At 69.9% G+C, this 16,263-nt stretch carries 13 protein-coding genes, 1 rRNA gene and 2 riboswitches; of the genes, 10 read left to right on the top strand and 4 right to left on the bottom strand.

What is annotated here, in order from left to right; all coding sequences use genetic code 11:
- The first annotated feature begins 102 nt into the window (after positions 1 to 102).
- Positions 103 to 219, top strand: a 5S ribosomal RNA gene (rrf, locus tag ACZ3II_RS10070).
- A 451-nt stretch (positions 220 to 670) separates the two neighbouring features.
- Positions 671 to 762, top strand: a riboswitch (ZMP/ZTP riboswitch).
- A gap of 19 nt (positions 763 to 781) precedes the next feature.
- Positions 782 to 2,206, top strand: a complete 1,425-nt coding sequence (locus ACZ3II_RS10065; RefSeq protein WP_465517237.1) for a glycine hydroxymethyltransferase — start codon at positions 782 to 784, stop codon at positions 2,204 to 2,206.
- A gap of 214 nt (positions 2,207 to 2,420) precedes the next feature.
- Here the strand turns inward: ACZ3II_RS10065 and ACZ3II_RS10060 are convergent, their stop codons facing one another.
- The gene (locus tag ACZ3II_RS10060) at positions 2,421 to 2,927 is read right to left on the bottom strand and encodes a metallophosphoesterase family protein (protein WP_465517236.1); all 507 of its coding nucleotides are present in this window, start codon (positions 2,925 to 2,927) and stop codon (positions 2,421 to 2,423) included.
- 139 nt (positions 2,928 to 3,066) lie between these two features.
- Between ACZ3II_RS10060 and ACZ3II_RS10055 the strand changes: the two genes are divergently transcribed.
- From ACZ3II_RS10055 to ACZ3II_RS10020, 8 genes are all read left to right on the top strand, one after another.
- Positions 3,067 to 4,089 carry a substrate-binding domain-containing protein gene (locus ACZ3II_RS10055; RefSeq protein ID WP_465517235.1) on the top strand — a complete coding sequence of 341 codons (1,023 nt, stop codon included), beginning with the start codon at positions 3,067 to 3,069 and terminating at the stop codon, positions 4,087 to 4,089.
- The gene (locus ACZ3II_RS10050; RefSeq protein ID WP_465517234.1) at positions 4,062 to 5,105 is read left to right on the top strand and encodes an ABC transporter permease; all 1,044 of its coding nucleotides are present in this window, start codon (positions 4,062 to 4,064) and stop codon (positions 5,103 to 5,105) included. The genes ACZ3II_RS10055 and ACZ3II_RS10050 overlap by 28 nt, the downstream gene beginning before the upstream one ends.
- A 1-nt stretch (position 5,106) precedes the next feature.
- Positions 5,107 to 5,868 (top strand): ATP-binding cassette domain-containing protein, encoded by a 762-nt coding sequence (locus ACZ3II_RS10045; protein WP_465517233.1) that lies wholly within the window; start codon positions 5,107 to 5,109, stop codon positions 5,866 to 5,868.
- Positions 5,869 to 5,959: 91 nt separating this feature from the next.
- A complete protein-coding gene (locus ACZ3II_RS10040; RefSeq protein WP_465517232.1) occupies positions 5,960 to 7,930 on the top strand; it encodes a putative bifunctional diguanylate cyclase/phosphodiesterase in 1,971 nt (656 codons plus the stop codon).
- Positions 7,927 to 8,829, top strand: a complete 903-nt coding sequence (locus tag ACZ3II_RS10035; RefSeq protein ID WP_465517231.1) for an ABC transporter substrate-binding protein — start codon at positions 7,927 to 7,929, stop codon at positions 8,827 to 8,829. Before ACZ3II_RS10040 ends, ACZ3II_RS10035 begins: the two co-directional genes overlap by 4 nt.
- Before the next feature lie 42 nt (positions 8,830 to 8,871).
- Positions 8,872 to 9,522, top strand: a complete 651-nt coding sequence (locus ACZ3II_RS10030; protein ID WP_465517230.1) for a TetR/AcrR family transcriptional regulator — start codon at positions 8,872 to 8,874, stop codon at positions 9,520 to 9,522.
- The gene (locus ACZ3II_RS10025; protein ID WP_465517229.1) at positions 9,492 to 10,394 is read left to right on the top strand and encodes an ABC transporter ATP-binding protein; all 903 of its coding nucleotides are present in this window, start codon (positions 9,492 to 9,494) and stop codon (positions 10,392 to 10,394) included. Before ACZ3II_RS10030 ends, ACZ3II_RS10025 begins: the two co-directional genes overlap by 31 nt.
- Positions 10,391 to 11,962: an ABC transporter permease gene (locus ACZ3II_RS10020; protein ID WP_465517228.1), complete on the top strand. Its 1,572-nt coding sequence runs from the start codon at positions 10,391 to 10,393 to the stop codon at positions 11,960 to 11,962. Before ACZ3II_RS10025 ends, ACZ3II_RS10020 begins: the two co-directional genes overlap by 4 nt.
- Positions 11,963 to 12,019: 57 nt before the next feature.
- Here ACZ3II_RS10020 and ACZ3II_RS10015 read toward each other — a convergent pair whose 3' ends face one another.
- From ACZ3II_RS10015 to ACZ3II_RS10005, 3 genes are all read right to left on the bottom strand, one after another.
- Entirely contained in the window at positions 12,020 to 13,657 is a 1,638-nt protein-coding gene (locus ACZ3II_RS10015; RefSeq protein ID WP_465517227.1) for a Na+/H+ antiporter, read from the bottom strand.
- 101 nt (positions 13,658 to 13,758) lie between these two features.
- Entirely contained in the window at positions 13,759 to 15,219 is a 1,461-nt protein-coding gene (gene ahcY, locus ACZ3II_RS10010) for an adenosylhomocysteinase (protein ID WP_465517226.1), read from the bottom strand.
- Between the two features lie 18 nt (positions 15,220 to 15,237).
- Positions 15,238 to 15,318: riboswitch (S-adenosyl-L-homocysteine riboswitch) on the bottom strand.
- Positions 15,319 to 15,351: 33 nt separating this feature from the next.
- The gene (locus ACZ3II_RS10005; RefSeq protein ID WP_465517225.1) at positions 15,352 to 16,257 is read right to left on the bottom strand and encodes a hypothetical protein; all 906 of its coding nucleotides are present in this window, start codon (positions 16,255 to 16,257) and stop codon (positions 15,352 to 15,354) included.
- Positions 16,258 to 16,263 lie beyond the last annotated feature (6 nt).

Raw genomic sequence — 16,263 nt, 5'->3', positions numbered from 1 at the left:
CCCTAAATTTTATGCTTACGCGTCCACTGTGTGATTCACAGCAAACGAACAACCACCCCCGGAAACATTGGGGTTGCTGGTTTGTTCCACGCTGATGGCTGTTTCGGTGGTCATAGCGGAGGGGAAACGCCCGGTTACATTCCGAACCCGGTAGCTAAGCCCTCCAGCGCCGATGGTACTGCACTCGGGAGGGTGTGGGAGAGTAGGACGCCGCCGGACTCAACGTGACAGAAAGGCCCACCCCTCAGGGGTGGGCCTTTCTGCGTTTCCGTGACGGTTTGGTGGGGGCCGGCAAAACCTATGCACGGTTCAACCTCGTGCGGCCTCTGGCTAGGTGGTCGATCTGATGATGCTGTCGGCGGCCGACTTCGGCGTGTGGTGCCTGGTCGCCTGCGATCCGGGCATCAGGGTGACCCCGAAGGGCTTGCGGGCAGTACGGGTCTCGTCGTGGATGATTCCGTGGCCGGGGTCTCTGATGGGTGCCGTGTTCAGGTTCGGGGACAGGAGGTCTGGCTGAAAGCTCGGGATGACGCATGTCGGGGTGTGCCTGAGCGCGGGTGGCCTTGGCGTGACGTGATGGGGTGGCGTTGGGGCGCGGGGCGGGAGTGACGAAGGCCGCCGGGCCGGAGCGGCGTTGGGTGTGCTGTCGTATGGCGCCGCCGGTATGCTGGCGGCGGGCCGTGACTGGCGCGTTCGGATGGGCTGACCATCGGGGAGCGGCCTCGTCGAGATGACGACTTGCCGTGCGCCTGGGCCTCTTCACTAGTGATAGGGAGGTCCCATGTCTGAGTTGAACGCGGAATCGATTGCTTTTCGGTCGGCGCTCGAAGTGGTGCGGTCTGTCGAGCCGCGGATCGCGGATGCGATCGCGCAGGAGCTGACCGACCAGCGGGAGTCGCTGAAGCTGATCGCGAGCGAGAACTACGCATCGCCGGCTGTTCTGCTCGCCATGGGTAACTGGCTTTCCGACAAGTACGCCGAAGGCACCGTCGGCCGGCGGTTCTACGCCGGCTGCCAGAACGTGGACGTTGTCGAGTCGGTTGCCGCGGAGCACGCCAAGGCGCTCTTCAACGCGCCGTATGCGTATGTGCAGCCGCACTCCGGCATCGACGCGAACCTGGTGGCGTACTGGGCCATTCTGGCCGACCGGGTCGAGGTGCCGTACCTGAAGAAGTTCGAGAAGCGGCAGATCAACGACCTGACTGATGCCGAGTGGGCCGAGCTGCGGCAGGCGTTCGGCAACCAGCGGCTGCTCGGCATGTCGCTGGACGCGGGCGGGCACCTGACGCACGGGTTCCGGCCGAACATCTCCGGGAAGATGTTCGACCAGCGCAGTTACGGGGTGGACCCGGCAACCGGGCAGATCGACTACGCGGCCCTGCGGGAGAGCGCCAAGGAGTTCAAGCCGGCGGTGATCGTGGGCGGCTATTCGGCGTACCCCCGCAAGGTGAATTTCGCGAAGATGCGGGAGATCGCCGACGAGGTGGGCGCGACGTTCATGGTCGACATGGCGCACTTCGCCGGGCTGGTCGCGGGTGGCGTGTTCACCGGGGACTACAACCCGATCCCGCACGCGCACATCGTCACGACCACCACTCACAAGAGCCTGCGTGGCCCGCGTGGTGGCGCCGTCCTCTGCCAGCCGGAGCTCGCGCCGCAGGTGGACCGTGGTTGCCCGATGGTTCTCGGTGGCCCGCTGCCGCACGTGATGGCGGCGAAGGCACTCGCGTTCGCGGAGGCGCGGAAGCCGGAGTTCTCCACGTACGCGCACCAGATCGTCACGAACAGCCAGGCGCTCGCCGAGGGCCTGCTGAGGCGGGGCGTGCAGCTGGTGTCCGGTGGCACCGACAACCACCTGGTGCTGCTCGACGTGCACCCGTTCGGCATCACCGGCCGGCAGGCCGAGCAGGCGCTGCTGGACTCCGGCATCGTCACGAACCGTAACGCGATCCCGAACGACCCGAACGGTGCTTGGTACACCTCCGGCATCCGGATCGGCACCCCGGCCCTGACCACGCGCGGCCTGGGCGTCGGCGAGATGGACCAGATCGCCGAGCTGATCCACACGGTGCTGGCGAACACCAGCCCGGCCGAGGGCTCGAAGGCGAAGTTCAGCCTGGACCCGGCCCTGTCCGACCGGATCAGCAAGCAGGCGTCCGAGCTGCTCGCCCCGTTCCCGCTCTACCCCTCGGTCTCGCTGGCCTGACCGGCCGACCCCGGCTGGCTCCCAGGGCTGTCTCGCGCAGCTTGAGACAGCCCTGAGAGCCAGCCGGATCGCACCGCAACCCCGGCTGGCTCCTGTGGCTGTCTCCACCCGCGTGAGACAGCTACGAGGACCAGCCGGATCGAACCGCAACCCGCTGTGGCCGTTAGTCGGCCGCGGCGGGTTTGTGGTTTTTGAGGCGCATCAGCGCCATGGATCAGGGGGTACGGGGTGGCAGGTGGTGGAGGGTCACGTCGTGCAGGGTGCCGGCGGTGATTGTCGCGGACATCCAGGTGTGGGTGGGCCGGCGGCGGCGGTCGGTGGGGGAGCCCGGGTTGAGCAGGCGCAGGCCGCTCGGGGCGGTGGTGTCCCACGGGATGTGGGAGTGGCCGAAGACGAGCACGTCCGTGTCGGGGAACCGGGCGGCGCAGCGTTTCTCGCGGCCGGTGGCCGGGCCGGTCTCGTGGATGACGGCCAGGCGGACGCCGTCGAGGGTGGCCTGGGCGATCTCGGGGAGCCGGGCGCGCAGCGGTGGGCCGTCGTTGTTGCCGTAGCAGGCGATCAGGTGGACGGAACGTTCTTCCAGGCGGTCCAGAAGCGACACGTCGACCCAGTCGCCGGCATGGATCACCACGTCGGCGCGGTCGATGGCGGACCAGAGCGGCACGGGTAGGTCGCGGGCGCGTTTCGGGACGTGGGTGTCGCTGATCAGGACGAGCTGCATGACGGTGATGTTAATTGTCCGTTATGGCGCTGGAGGTGACCGGAGCTGACCGACCGTAATGGATTAGGAGCGCCGAGTTGACACCCAGGTGGTGCGGGCGTCTACTCCAAGGCAGCGTCGTCTCTCGATGGGAGGTGACATGCGCGGGTTTCTTGCAGCAGCGTGCTGCGTGATCGTGGTGCTCACCGGCGCCGCCTGCAATCGTGGCACCGGCGAGCCGGTCGTCGGGCTGATCACCAAGACCGACACCAACCCGTTCTTCGTGACCATGAAGAGCGGCGCCCAGGCGGCAGCCGCGGAGTACGGCGTCGAGCTGCAGACCTTCGCCGGGCGGGTGGACGGCGACAACGAGTCGCAGGTGCTGGCGATCGAGAACCTGATCTCGTTCGGCGCCGAGGGTTTCCTGATCACCCCGAACGACTCGGCGGCGATCGTGCCGGCCATCGACCGGGCGCACGAGGCCGGGATGCTGGTCATCGCTCTGGACACCCCGGTCGAGCCGGTCGACGCGGCCGACGCCACCTTCGCCACCGACAACTACGAGGCGGGGCGGCTGATCGGGCGGTGGGCGAAGGCGAAGTTCGAGAAGGAGGGCAAGCAGGCGCGGATCGCGATGCTCGACCTCAACGCCAACCAGGTCTCCGTCGACGTGCAGCGGGACCAGGGGTTCCTGGAGGGCTTCGGGGTGGACGTGAGCGACCCGGCCCGGATCGGTGACGAGTCCGATCCGCGGATCGCCGGGCACGACGTCACCGACGGCAACGAGGAGGGTGGGCGTACCGCGATGGAGAACCTGCTCCAGAAGGATCCGTCGATCAACCTGGTCTACACCATCAACGAGCCGGCGGCGGCCGGCGCCTATCAGGCGCTCAAGGCGGCCGGCAAGGACCAGGACGTCACGATCGTCTCGGTCGACGGCGGATGTCCGGGGGTGGACAACGTGACGAACGGGATCATCGGGGCGACCTCGATGCAGTTCCCGGTCAAGATGGCCGAGATGGGCGTGCAGGCGATCGCGGACTTCGCGAAGACCGGCGCCAAGCCGCAGAACACCGCCGGCAAGAACTTCGTGGACACCGGCGTGGAACTGATCACCGACGAGCCGCAGGCCGGCGTGGAGGCGAAGGACTCCGCGTGGGGCAAGCAGAACTGCTGGGGGTGACGATGTCCACGACCACGGCCGACTTCGAGGTGCGTAAGCACGATTCGTTCGGGCTCCGGCTGCAGCACCGGCTGCACAGCAACCCGGTGCTGGGCCCGCTCGCCGTGCTGATCGTGGCGATCGTCGCCTTCTCGATCGTCAACGCCAGATTCTTCTCCGCGGCCAACCTGTCGCTGGTGTTGTTGCAGGTCACGGTGATCGCGACGCTGGCGCTCGGGCAGACCCTGATCATTCTGACGGCCGGCATCGACCTGTCCGCCGGGGCGATCGCGGTGTTCTCGTCGATCCTGATGGCGCTGTTCGCCACCGGAGCGGGAGTGCCGGCGCCGCTCGCGCTGCTGCTTGGCTTCGCCTGCGGGACGGCGATGGGCGCGGTCAACGGGTTCCTGGTGACCCGGATCAAATTGCCGCCGTTCATCGTCACGCTGGGCACGCTGACCATCTTCTTCTCACTGAACGCGGTGGTCAGCAACAGCGAGACGGTACGGGGCGCGGACATGCCGGCGCTGATGACGTGGACCGGTGACGCGATCCCGATCGGGGACTTCCGGCTCAGCTACGGCTCGATCATCATGCTGTTGCTGTTCGGGTTCTTCGCGTACGCGCTGAGCTGGACCGCCTGGGGCAAGCATGTGTACGCGACCGGCGACGACGCCGAGGCGGCCCGGCTCGCGGGTATCCGTACCGGCCGGGTGCTCTTCTCGGTCTACACCACGGCGGGCCTGCTCTACGCGGTCGCCGGATGGATCCTGATCGGGCGGCTCGCGTCGGCCAGCCCGAACGTCGGCACCGAGTACAACCTGGACTCGATCACCGCTGTGGTGCTCGGCGGGACCAGCCTGTTCGGCGGCCGCGGTGGTGTGATCGGCACCCTGATCGGCGCGCTGATCGTCGGCGTCTTCCGCAACGGCCTGCAACTGGCCGGCGTCGAGGTGGTCTGGCAGGGCTTCGCTATCGGCCTGCTGGTGCTGATCGCCGTCTCCCTGGACCAGTGGATCCGGAAGGTGAAGGGTTGAGATGACGACTCCGGTCCTTCAGGCGAAGAACCTGACGAAACGGTACGGGCGGGTCGTCGCGATCGACGGCAGCGACCTCGAGCTGCTGCCGGGGGAGATCCTGGCGGTGATCGGCGACAACGGCGCCGGGAAGTCCAGCCTGATCAAGGCGCTGTCCGGCGCGCTCGTCCCGGACAGTGGCGAGATCCTGCTGGACGGGCAGCCGGTGCGTTTCCGCAATCCGATGGACGCCCGCGCCGCCGGTATCGAGACCGTCTACCAGACTCTGGCGGTCGCGCCCGGCCTGGACATCGCCGACAACCTGTTCCTCGGCCGGGAGCAGCGCCGGGCCGGCCCGCTCGGCTCGATCTTCCGGATGCTGGACCGCAAGGGCATGCGGGCCGAGGCCGCCCGGCACATGAGCGAACTGGGTGTCGGCACGCTGCAGAACATCGGCCAGGCCGTCGAGTCGCTCTCCGGCGGCCAGCGGCAGGCCGTCGCGGTGGCCCGGTCGGCGGCGTTCGGCAGCAAGGTGGTGATCCTCGACGAACCGACGGCCGCGCTCGGGGTGAAGGAGGGCAACCGGGTCCTGCAGCTGATCCGCGACGTCCGGGACCGGGGTCTGCCGGTGATCCTGATCAGCCACAACATGCCGCACGTGTTCGAGGTCGCGGACCGGATCCACATCCAGCGCCTGGGCCGCCGGATCGCGGTGATCACCCCCGGTTCGCATTCGATGTCCGATGCCGTGGCGATCATGACGGGTGCCGCGCCGCCACCCTGAAATCCCTCAACCGAACCGGCCGGGCGTCGATCTGATCCGCATGTGGAAACGCCGATCCCGGCCGCGAGCGGGGAGCACCTCCCGCCTGTTCGTGACCTACGCGGTGGCCAGTCTCGTGCCGGTGGTCGCGCTCGGCGCGCTCGTCCTGCAGGACTACCGCCGGGACGCGGCCGAGCAGGGCCGCATGCAGGGATTGTCGCAGGCCGACGTGATCGCGCAGATGGTGGTCGCGCCGGCGCTGGACAGCGCGGGCGCGGCGAATTTGGGGGTGGACCTGAGCCGCCGCGGCCTGTCCGCGGAGCAGTACGACCGGCTGCGGGAGTCCACCGGCCTGGCCGTGTACCGCGGCTCGGTGCAGCACCTGCGGCTGCGGGGCTTCACCGGGCGGGTGATCTTCTCCGACGACGGCACGACGAGTGTCGGCGTGCCGGTGTCGGACCCGGACTTCCGGGCCGCCGCGGCCGGCGAGTCCCGGGCCACCGTGATCACCGGGCAGACGCAGACGATCCGGGTCCTCAAGCCGCTGTTCGCCGGGGCGACCGGCCAGTCGGTCGGGGTGCTCGAGGTGTACCTGCCGTACCAGGCCATCGCCGACCGGCGGGACCACCTGGTGATGCGGACGGTCAAGCGGATCGGCGGCGGGCTCGTCGCGCTGTACCTGGTGTTGGCGCTGCTCGCCTGGTGGACCACCCGGGCGCTGCGCCGGTACGCCGCCGACCAGCGGCACCACGCCCTGCACGACGCCCTGACCGGCCTGCCGAACCGGGTCGCGTACCGGACCTGGGCGGAGCAACGGCTGGATCAGGCGCGGCGGGACGGTGAGCACGGCGCGGTGGTGCTCGTCGACCTGAACCGCTTCAAGGAGGTCAACGACACCCTCGGCCACCACGCCGGCGACGACCTGCTGTGCCAGGTCTCCGAACGGTTCCGGGCCGGCCTCGGCCCGCGGGACGTGCTGGCCCGGCTCGGCGGCGACGAGTTCGCGCTGATGCTGCCCGGCCGGAGCGGTCCGGAGGCGGTCGTGCTGCTGGAGGACATCCGGGAGCGGCTCGGCGCCGAGATGGTGCTCGACGGTGTGCCGCTGAGCATCGAGGCGAGCTTCGGCATCGCGCTCTACCCGGAGCACGGCACCGGTTTGCAGGATCTGAAGCAGCACGCCGACATGGCGATGTACCAGGCCAAACGCGGCACCGCGGACATCGTCGTCTACTCCGGAGACATCGTGTCGCACCCGCATCAGTGGCTGAAGGTGCAGGCCGAGCTGCGGCACGCCCTGGAGCGTGACGAGCTGGTGCTGCACTACCAGCCCAAGGTGAGCCTGCCGGACGGCGCGGTGGAGGGGCTGGAGGCGCTGGTGCGCTGGCAGCACCCGGAGCGCGGAATGGTTCCGCCGGGCGACTTCCTGCCCGCCGCGGAGCATTCCGGGCTGATCGTCCCGCTGACCGAGTGGGTGCTGCGCCGGGCGCTGACCGACCAGCTCGGCTGGACCGCGGCCGGGCAGTCCTGGGCGGTCTCGGTGAACGTGTCGGCCCGCAACCTCGAGGTCGCCGGGTTCCCGGCGCTGGTGGCGGAGCTGCTCGCGGAGACCGGGACCCCGGCGCACCGGCTGGTGCTGGAGGTCACCGAGACCGCGCTGGCCGGTGACGTCGCCACGGTCGAGCGGGTGATCGCCGAGGTGGCGGCGCTCGGAGTCGGCCTGTCGATCGACGACTTCGGCGCCGGGTTCACCAGCCTCTCCCAGCTGCGGGGCAAGCCGGTCGCCGAGATCAAGATCGACCGGCAGTTCGTGAAGGACGTGGCGCACGACCCGCAGAGCCGGGCGATCGTCCGGTCGGTGATCGAGCTGGCGCACGGGCTGGGCAGCCGGGCCACCGCCGAGGGGATCGAGACCGCCGAGATCTACCAGTGGCTGATCGAGGCGGGTTGTGACGAGGCGCAGGGCTATCTGATCGGCCGCCCGGTGCCGTGGCCGCAGATCGACGCGCGCAGGTTCGCCGTACCGGAGAAAGAGATCGTGACCGCAAGCCAGAACGCAACCGTAAGGGAAGGGATGAGCCGATGACGCGCCTGCGCCGGGCCGTGGCAGTGACCGGAGCCGCGCTGCTGCTCGCGGCCGGTGGATGCTCCAGTGTGGAGGCCGAGATCACCCCGGCCGGGGCGGTGAACGAGATCGGGATCGTGGCCAAGGACGCCGGGTTGTACGCGGCGCTGCCCGAGGCGGTCCGCACCAAGGGATTCATCCGGCTGGTGACCGACGCCAGTTACGCGCCGATGGAGTATTTCGCCGCCGACGGGCGCACCATCATCGGGTTCGAGCCGGACCTGGCCGCCGCGCTCGGCCAGGTGCTCGGCATCCGGGTGGAGCTGGTGGTGGGCGTGTTCAGCACGGCCCTCGACGAGGTGGACGCGGGCAACTACGACGGGGTGCTGTCGTCGATGACCGACACGCCGGAGCGCCGGGAGCGGGCCGACTTCGTCAACTACTTCTCGACCGGCACGTCGATCCTGGTGCAGCGGGGCAACCCGGGGGCGATCCAGGAGCTCGGCGATCTCTGCGGGCACGCGGTGGCCACCGAGGCCGGCACCTATCAGGAGGAGATGCTGAAGCGGGTACGGGCCACCTGCGGCACCACCACGCTGAGCATCCACAGCCTGCCCACGAACGCGGACGCGCTGGTGGAGCTGCGCACCGGCCGGGTGGCGGCCGCGCTGCAGGACTACCCGCCCGCGTCGTACATCGCGACCGACCCGAGGACCAGCGCGTTCTTCCAGCTCGCGTCGGACCAGCAGTACGAGCCGGGCCTCTTCGGGATCGCCGTCGACAAGGAGAACACCGCGCTGCGGGACTGCCTGCAGGGCGCCATGCAGCGACTGATCGATTCCGGCACCTACACCGACCTGCTGACCCGGTGGGAGCTGAGCGCGAGCGCGGTCACCACGGCGACGATCAACGGCGTATAGACGACAGTGCGTGACTACACGCGCGTGTAGTACGCTACACGCGTGAGTAGTGACAGCGACCTGACCGCCCGCGCCCGGATCCGGGACGCCGCGATCGCCCTCTTCACCGAGCGGGGCATCGCCGGCGCCACGATCCGGGACATCGCCCAGGCCGCCGGCGTCTCCTCCGGCCTGCTGCGGCACCACTTCGGGTCGAAGGAGGGGCTGCGCGACGCCTGCGACGAGTTCGCGATGGGCCGGATGGCGCAGCTCCAGATGGTGTTCTCCGAGACGGCCTCGATGGGTGGCGCGCTGGCCCCCGACGCCATGCCCCTCCAGCAGTACCTGATCCGTTCGCTGATGGACGGCTCGCCCCGCGGCGCCGCCATGTTCGAGCAGGCGGTGCTGCACGGGGAGCGCTGGCTGGCCGGCACCGACCTGGAGACGTCCGACCCGCGCGCCTTCGTCGCGGTGCTCGGCGCGCTGAAGATGGGCATGTTCCTGATGCGCGACCAGCTCTCCGCCGCACTCGGCGAGGACGTCGGCGAGCGGCACGGCTACCTGCGCATGATCCGCGCGTCGCTGGAGATCTTCAGTCAGCCACTCCTCACCCCTGAGCAGGCCGGCCAGGCATTGAAGGCCCTGGACCGGCTCGACGAATCGTCGACGGGAGACGAGAGGTCATGGCGGATGTCATCGATGTCGAAGGACTGATCAAACGGTTCGGGGCGGTCACCGCGCTGGACGGGCTGGACCTGCGGGTCTCCGTCGGTGAGGTGCACGGCTTCCTCGGGCCCAACGGGGCCGGCAAGACCACCACCATCCGGGTGCTGCTGGGCCTGATGCGTGCCGACGGCGGCACGGCCCGGCTGTTCGGCGGCGACCCGTGGGCCGACGCGACCGCCCTGCACCGCCGGCTGGCGTATGTGCCCGGTGACGTGACCCTGTGGCCGGGCCTGACCGGCGGCGAGGTGATCGACCTGCTCGGCCGGCTGCGCGGCGGTCTCGACCGGCGGCGCCGCGACGATCTGATCGACCGGTTCGAGCTCGACCCCCGCAAGAAGAGCCGGGCCTATTCCAAGGGCAACCGGCAGAAGGTGGCGCTGGTCGCGGCGCTCGCCTCCGATGTGGAGCTGCTGATCCTCGACGAGCCGACCTCCGGGCTGGACCCGCTGATGGAGGAGATCTTCCGGGAGGTGATCCTCGCGGAGAAGCGACGCGGCGATCGTACGGTCCTGCTCTCCAGCCACATCCTCGCCGAGGTCGAGGCGCTCTGCGACAGGCTCACCATCATCCGGTCCGGCCGTGCCGTCGAGACCGGCACCCTGGCCGGCCTGCGGCACCTGACCCGCACCTCGATCCGGGCCGAGCTGTCCGGGCCGGTCAACGGGCTGGCCGCGATCTCCGGCGTGCACGGGCTGACCGCCGAGGACGGGCGGGTCGCCTTCGACGTCGACGCGGACGCGCTCGAGCCGGCGCTGCAGTCCCTGGTCGCGGCCGGGGTGCGCAGCCTGGTCAGCCAGCCGCCGTCGCTGGAGGAGATCTTCCTGCGCCACTACACGCGCGACGAGGCGGGTGCGCGATGACCGGGACCCTGCGGCTGCTGCGGCTCATCCTGCGGCGCGACCGGCTCGTCCTGCCCGCCTGGGTGCTCGGCCTCGGCCTCCTGCCGTACGTGTACGTCATCGGTTTCGACACCCTTTTCACCACCGAGCAGGAGCGGATCGGGTACGCCCAGATCAGTGCCGCCAACACCGGTTTCGTCGCGCTGTACGGTCCGTTGCACGGCGACAGCATCGGCGAGCTGGTGGTCTGGCGCGGTGGGTTCGTCCCGGTCATGGTCGGTCTCGCCGCCCTGCTCACGGTCATCCGGCACACCCGCGCCGACGAGGAGGCCGGGCGCACCGAGCTGCTCGGGGCCACCGTCGTCGGGCGGTTCGCGCCGCTCGCGGCCGCCCTGTTCGCGACCATGGCGGCAGGGCTGGCGATGGGGGCCGTGGTCGCGGCGACCCTGATCGGGCGCGGGCTGCCGGCCGCCGGATCGGTGGCGCTGGGCACGGTGTTCGCGGTGACCGCGTGGTTCTTCGCCGGAGTGGGCGCGGTCGCGGCGCAGATCAGTGGCAGCGCCCGCGGGGCCCGTACCCTCGCGGTCCTGGTCCTCGGGGTGTCCTCGGTGCTGCGGATGGCCGGGGACGTGTCGGCGCTCGGCGACGGTGGGCTGACCTGGCTCGCCTGGCTGTCCCCGCTCGGCTGGGGGCACCGGATCTTCCCGTTCGGGGCGGACGACTGGTGGCCGGCGCTGCTGGCGGTGTGGTGCACGCTGCTCGCGGTGGCCGGCGCGGGATACCTGCTGACCCGCCGCGACCTGGGCGGTGGCCTGCTCGCCGGGCGGCTCGGACCGGCCACCGCGGCCGCGTCGCTGCGCTCACCCGTCGCGCTGGCCTGGCGGCTGCACCGGGGGCTGCTGTTCGGGTGGACCGCCGGGTTCGCCGCGCTGGGCCTGATCTTCGGCGCGGTCGCGAGCAGTGTGGCGGCGCTGGCCGAGGACTCGGCCGGGGTCGGGGAGATGTTCGCCCGGATCGGCGGGACGGACACGGCGCTGGACGGCTACTTCGCCACCGTCGCGCCGATCTGCGGGCTGGTCGCCGCCTGCTACGCGGTGCAGGCCGCGCTGCGGCTGCGGGACGAGGAGCAGTCCGGTCACGCCGAGGCCGTCCTCAGCACCGACGTCAGCCGGTTCGCCTGGGCCGGCGGCCACCTGATCTTCGCCTTGATCGGGCCGGCGGTCGCACTGCTCGCCGAAGGGCTGCTGGCCGGGCTGCTGCACGGCGACGTCATGCTGCTGGTCGAGGCGTCGGCCGTGCAGATCCCGGCGGTCTGGGTGCTGGCCGGGCTGGCGATGCTGCTGATCGGGGTGCTGCCGCGGCTGGCGTCGCTGGCGTGGGCGGTCCTCGCCGGCTGCCTGGCGCTGATGATGGCCGGGCCGCTGCTGGAGCTGGATCAGTGGGTCCTCGACGTGTCGCCGTTCACCCATGTGCCGCGGCTGCCGGCGGTGGCTTTCACCGCCGTACCGCTGCTGTTCCTGACCCTGACCGCGGTCGCCCTCGGCGGCGCCGGACTGATCGCCCTGCGCCGCCGGGACGTGCCTGCCTGACGTTTCCGGTGTGTGTGGTTCGGGCGCGCACAGCGGCCGAACCACACACACCGGAAGTCAGTGGGTCTGCCGCTTGGGCAGGACCAGCTCCTCGTGGTCCAGTTCGCGGTTGAGCACCCGCAGGCTGTCGTCGTTGAGCCGGCCGGCGTCGCGCCAGCGCAGCAGCTCCTCGCGCTCGGCGTCGATGACGGCCTGGCGGACCATCAGCGCGGCCTCGTACTGCGGGGACTGCGGCAGCTCGGGCGACTCCACCTGCTCCAGCAGGTCGAGTCGCCGCCGGTACCGGTCCAGCCGGATCTCGAGCTGCTTGCGCATGGTCTCGATGGCCTCGTCCTCGACGTTGTCGTGCTGCTCCTCCTGGATGTCGTCGAGGCGGTGCAGCGCGGCGACGACGGCGGCCGACCGGGCCTCGTTGCGCAGCCGCGCCCGGTCCGTCTGGTCCGCGCGCAGACCCAGCCGGCGGACCAGCGGCGCGAAGGTGAGCCCCTGGCCGACCAGTGTCACCAGCACCACCACGAGCGCGCAGAAGACCAGCAGCTCCCGGTTCGGGAAGCCCTGCGGCAGGATGAAGATCGCGGCGAGGGTGATGACGCCGCGGGTGCCGGCCCAGCTCAGCGCGGTCACCTCGCGGCCGGACAGCGCCGACTCCTTGCGGGTGCCGTCCGGGTCGTCGTCGTCCTGCTGACCACCGAGGCGCAGGTGCAACTGGCGCGGCAGGAGCTGGGTGACCACCAGCCAGAGCGGGCGGACCAGCAGCACCACACCGAGGGTGACGGCCAGCGCGATGGTGATCTGCGTCCACGTGTAGTGCCCGAGCGCGCCCATGATGCCGCGGACCTGCTGGCCGATCAGCAGGAAGACGACGCCCTCCAGCAGGAAGTCGATGAGCCGCCAGACCGCGGCGGTCTGCAGCCGGCTGGCGCCGGTGGTGTACCGCGGGGTGTCGTGACCGACCATCAGGCCGGCCACCACGACCGCGAGGACACCGGACAGGTGCCAGTGCTCCGCCACCAGGAAGGCGGCGAGCGGCGTGATGATCGACAGGGCGTTGGCGCTGAGCGGGTCGTGCCGCAGCGGCTTCAGGAACCGCACGATGTAGGCGACCGCCACCCCGATGAGCACGCCACCGGCGGCGGAGATGACGAACCGGCCGACCGCGTTCTCGATCGAGAAGTTGCCGTCCTCCCACGCCACGATCGCGACGGTGAGCAGGGTCAGCGCGGTCGCGTCGTTGAGCAGGCCCTCACCCTGGATCAGGGTGATCAGCTTGCCGGGCAGACCGGCCTTGCGGCCCACGGCCAGCGCCGCCACCGGGTCCGGCGGGGCGACCGCCGCGCCCAGGGCGACACCGGCCGCCAGGGTCGCGCCGGCCACCCAGAGCGAGAAGCCGTAACCGATCATCAGCGCGGTGATCAGCACGAGGACGACCGAGAGGCTGATCACCGTCCGCATGTTGCGTCTGATGTCGAGCAGCGAGGAATCCAGCGCCGCGTTGTAGAGCAGGGGTGGCAGGACGAACATCAGGATGAGGTGCTCGTCCAGTTCCAGGTTCGGGCCCGGCAGGTACGAGTAGGTGATGCCGACCAGGGTCAGCAGGACCGCGGCGGGGAGCCCGGTTTTATCGGTGACCCAGTGGACCACGATGATTACCGCGACCGCTCCCAGGGCGAATAACAGGATCTCCTCGTAGCTCATCTGATCATTGTCGCGGCTGCTCCGAGGCCGCGTGGTTGCGGGCGGGTGAAACAGCCGCGCCCGGCCATCGGGAACGATGACCGGGCGCGGCGACGAGCGGATCAGTAGCGGTAGTGCTCCGGCTTGAACGGGCCCTCGACGTCCACGCCGAGGTACTCCGCCTGCTTCTTGGTGAGGGTGGTCAGCTTGACGCCGAGCGCGTCCAGGTGCAACCGGGCCACCTTCTCGTCCAGGTGCTTCGGCAGGACGTAGACCTGCTTCTCGTACTCACCGGGCTTGGTCCACAGCTCGATCTGGGCCATCACCTGGTTGGTGAACGAGTTCGACATCACGAAGCTCGGGTGACCGGTCGCGTTGCCCAGGTTCATCAGGCGGCCCTCGGAGAGGACGATCACCGAGTGGCCGTCCGGGAAGCGCCACTCGTGCACCTGCGGCTTGATCTCGACCTTCTCGATGCCGGGCACCTTGGCCAGCCCGGCCATGTCGATCTCGTCGTCGAAGTGGCCGACGTTGCCGACGATCGCGTTGTGCTTCATCGCCGACAGGTGCTCGACGGTGATGATGTCGGTGCCGCCGGTGGTGGTGATGAAGATGTCGGCCTCACCGACCACGTCCTCGAGCCGGACGACCTGCATGCCGTCCATCGCGGCCTGCAGCGCGCAGATCGGGTCGATCTCGGTGACCACGACACGGGCGCCCTGGCCGCGCAGCGTCTCCGCGGAGCCCTTGCCGACGTCGCCGTAACCGCAGACCACGGCGAGCTTGCCGCCGAGCATCACGTCGGTGGCCCGGTTCAGGCCGTCGACCAGGGAGTGTCGGATGCCGTACTTGTTGTCGAACTTGCTCTTGGTGACCGCGTCGTTGACGTTGATCGCCGGGAAGAGCAGGGTGCCCTCCTTGGCCAGCTTGTAGAGCCGGGCCACACCGGTGGTGGTCTCCTCGGTGACGCCCTTGATCTCCGCGGCGATCTTGGTGAACCGGTCCTTGGCGGAGGCCAGGCTCTCGCGCAGCGTCTCCAGGATGATCCGGTACTCGTGGACGTCGTTCTCGGTGGCCTGCGGAACCGCGCCGGCGCCCTCGAACTCGACACCCTTGTGCACCAGCAGGGTCGCGTCGCCGCCGTCGTCGAGGATCATGTTCGGGCCCTGGCCGTCACCGAAGTCGAACAGGCGCATGGTGGCCCACCAGTACTCCTCGAGCGTCTCGCCCTTCCAGGCGAACACCGGGACGCCGGCCGGGGCCTCGACCGTGCCGGTCGGGCCGACGACGACAGCTGCGGCCGCCTCGTCCTGCGTGGAGAAGATGTTGCAGGACACCCAGCGGACCTCGGCGCCCAGCGCGACCAGGGTCTCGATCAGCACGGCGGTCTGCACGGTCATGTGCAGCGAGCCGGCGATCCGGGCGCCACGCAGCGGCTTCGAGTCGCCGAACTCGGTGCGCAGCGACATCAGGCCGGGCATCTCGTGCTCGGCGAGACGCAGCTGGTGACGGCCGGCCTCGGCCAGCGACAGGTCGGCGACCGCGAAGTCGAGACCATTGACGGATCGAAGTTTGTCGCTCATGAAAAGAGGGCTCCTCCCTCTCAGGAGGCGCCCTTGCGTCATGGAAACCCGGCCGAGCGTGGCGGATCGCACGGATCCGTTGCAGCGCCTCTCGGCAAGGCCGGGATCCAGCTTAGCCCGTCCGTTTCATGATCACATCCGACGTAGCGTTCCGTCGGTGTCGGTGATGAGAAAGGTGCCGTCACCGAGCGGCGTCAGGTCGTATTGATCGATGGTGGTGATGGCCATCTCGCCGAGGACCTCACCGGTGCGGGCATCGACGCGGTAGTGCCGCCACCACTCCTCCTCGCCCTCGTCGTTCAGCCCGGTGATCACCGCGATCAGGACCTCCGCGTCGAGATAGCCGCCGCTCCACTCGACGTAGACCTCGTCGTCCGGGTCGAACCCGAAATCGGCCACGGTGAGCCGCAGCCGGGTCTCGCCGCCGGGCAGCTCGTGGATCCGCAGGTCCTCCTGGTCGTGGGCGACGGTCATGAACCGCGACTCGTCCGGCGCCACCGAGATCAGGGAGCGGTCGTCCCACCCGAAGTCGTGCGGTTCGCCGGAGGGGCCGGCCAGGTAGATCCGCAGACCGTCCTGCCCCTCGCCCACCTCCAGCAACATCCGGCCGTCACGCAGCGGGAAGTGTTCGCCGCTGTGGCCGGTGGTCGGCAGCTCGTGGCGGGCCCGCGGCTCACCGGTCGCGGCGTCCAGCACGATCCACTCGTCGGCGCGGCCCCGGTCCGCCATCGCGTTCGGCAGGTAGGCCCAGACCAGCGTCTCGTCGTGGGACAGCGCGACGTCGGTGTAGGCGACCCCCGCCTTCGGCCCGCGCTCGCCGAGATCGAAACGCCACTCCTCGCGCCCGTCCGGATCCACCCGCAGGACCGCGCGGTCGGTCGCGTAGATCAGCCGGTCGAGTGACCGGGTGACCGCGTGGCCCTCGCTGCCGGGCTCCCGGTAGGTGCTGCGCGGCGGCACCGGAAACGTCCGGACCAGGGTCATCGCGGCGTCGTAGACCTCGACACCGTTCTCGTTCTTGCGGGAAATCACGCGCACGAGCGG

The sequence above is a fragment of the Actinoplanes sp. NPDC019969 genome (genome assembly GCF_055562375.1).
This window is presented reverse-complemented; position numbering and strand designations above follow the sequence as displayed.

What these genes read in the sequence shown, in the direction of transcription:
- ACZ3II_RS10055 (WP_465517235.1), top strand. Translation starts at nt 3,067, where the DNA reads ATGCGCGGGTTTCTTGCAGCAGCGTGCTGCGTGATCGTGGTGCTCACC.
- ACZ3II_RS10060 (WP_465517236.1), bottom strand. Translation starts at nt 2,927, where the DNA reads ATGCAGCTCGTCCTGATCAGCGACACCCACGTCCCGAAACGCGCCCGC.
- ACZ3II_RS10015 (WP_465517227.1), bottom strand. Translation starts at nt 13,657, where the DNA reads ATGAGCTACGAGGAGATCCTGTTATTCGCCCTGGGAGCGGTCGCGGTA.
- ACZ3II_RS10065 (WP_465517237.1), top strand. Translation starts at nt 782, where the DNA reads ATGTCTGAGTTGAACGCGGAATCGATTGCTTTTCGGTCGGCGCTCGAA.
- ACZ3II_RS10025 (WP_465517229.1), top strand. Translation starts at nt 9,492, where the DNA reads ATGGCGGATGTCATCGATGTCGAAGGACTGATCAAACGGTTCGGGGCG.
- ACZ3II_RS10020 (WP_465517228.1), top strand. Translation starts at nt 10,391, where the DNA reads ATGACCGGGACCCTGCGGCTGCTGCGGCTCATCCTGCGGCGCGACCGG.
- ahcY (WP_465517226.1), bottom strand. Translation starts at nt 15,219, where the DNA reads ATGAGCGACAAACTTCGATCCGTCAATGGTCTCGACTTCGCGGTCGCC.
- ACZ3II_RS10035 (WP_465517231.1), top strand. Translation starts at nt 7,927, where the DNA reads ATGACGCGCCTGCGCCGGGCCGTGGCAGTGACCGGAGCCGCGCTGCTG.
- ACZ3II_RS10045 (WP_465517233.1), top strand. Translation starts at nt 5,107, where the DNA reads ATGACGACTCCGGTCCTTCAGGCGAAGAACCTGACGAAACGGTACGGG.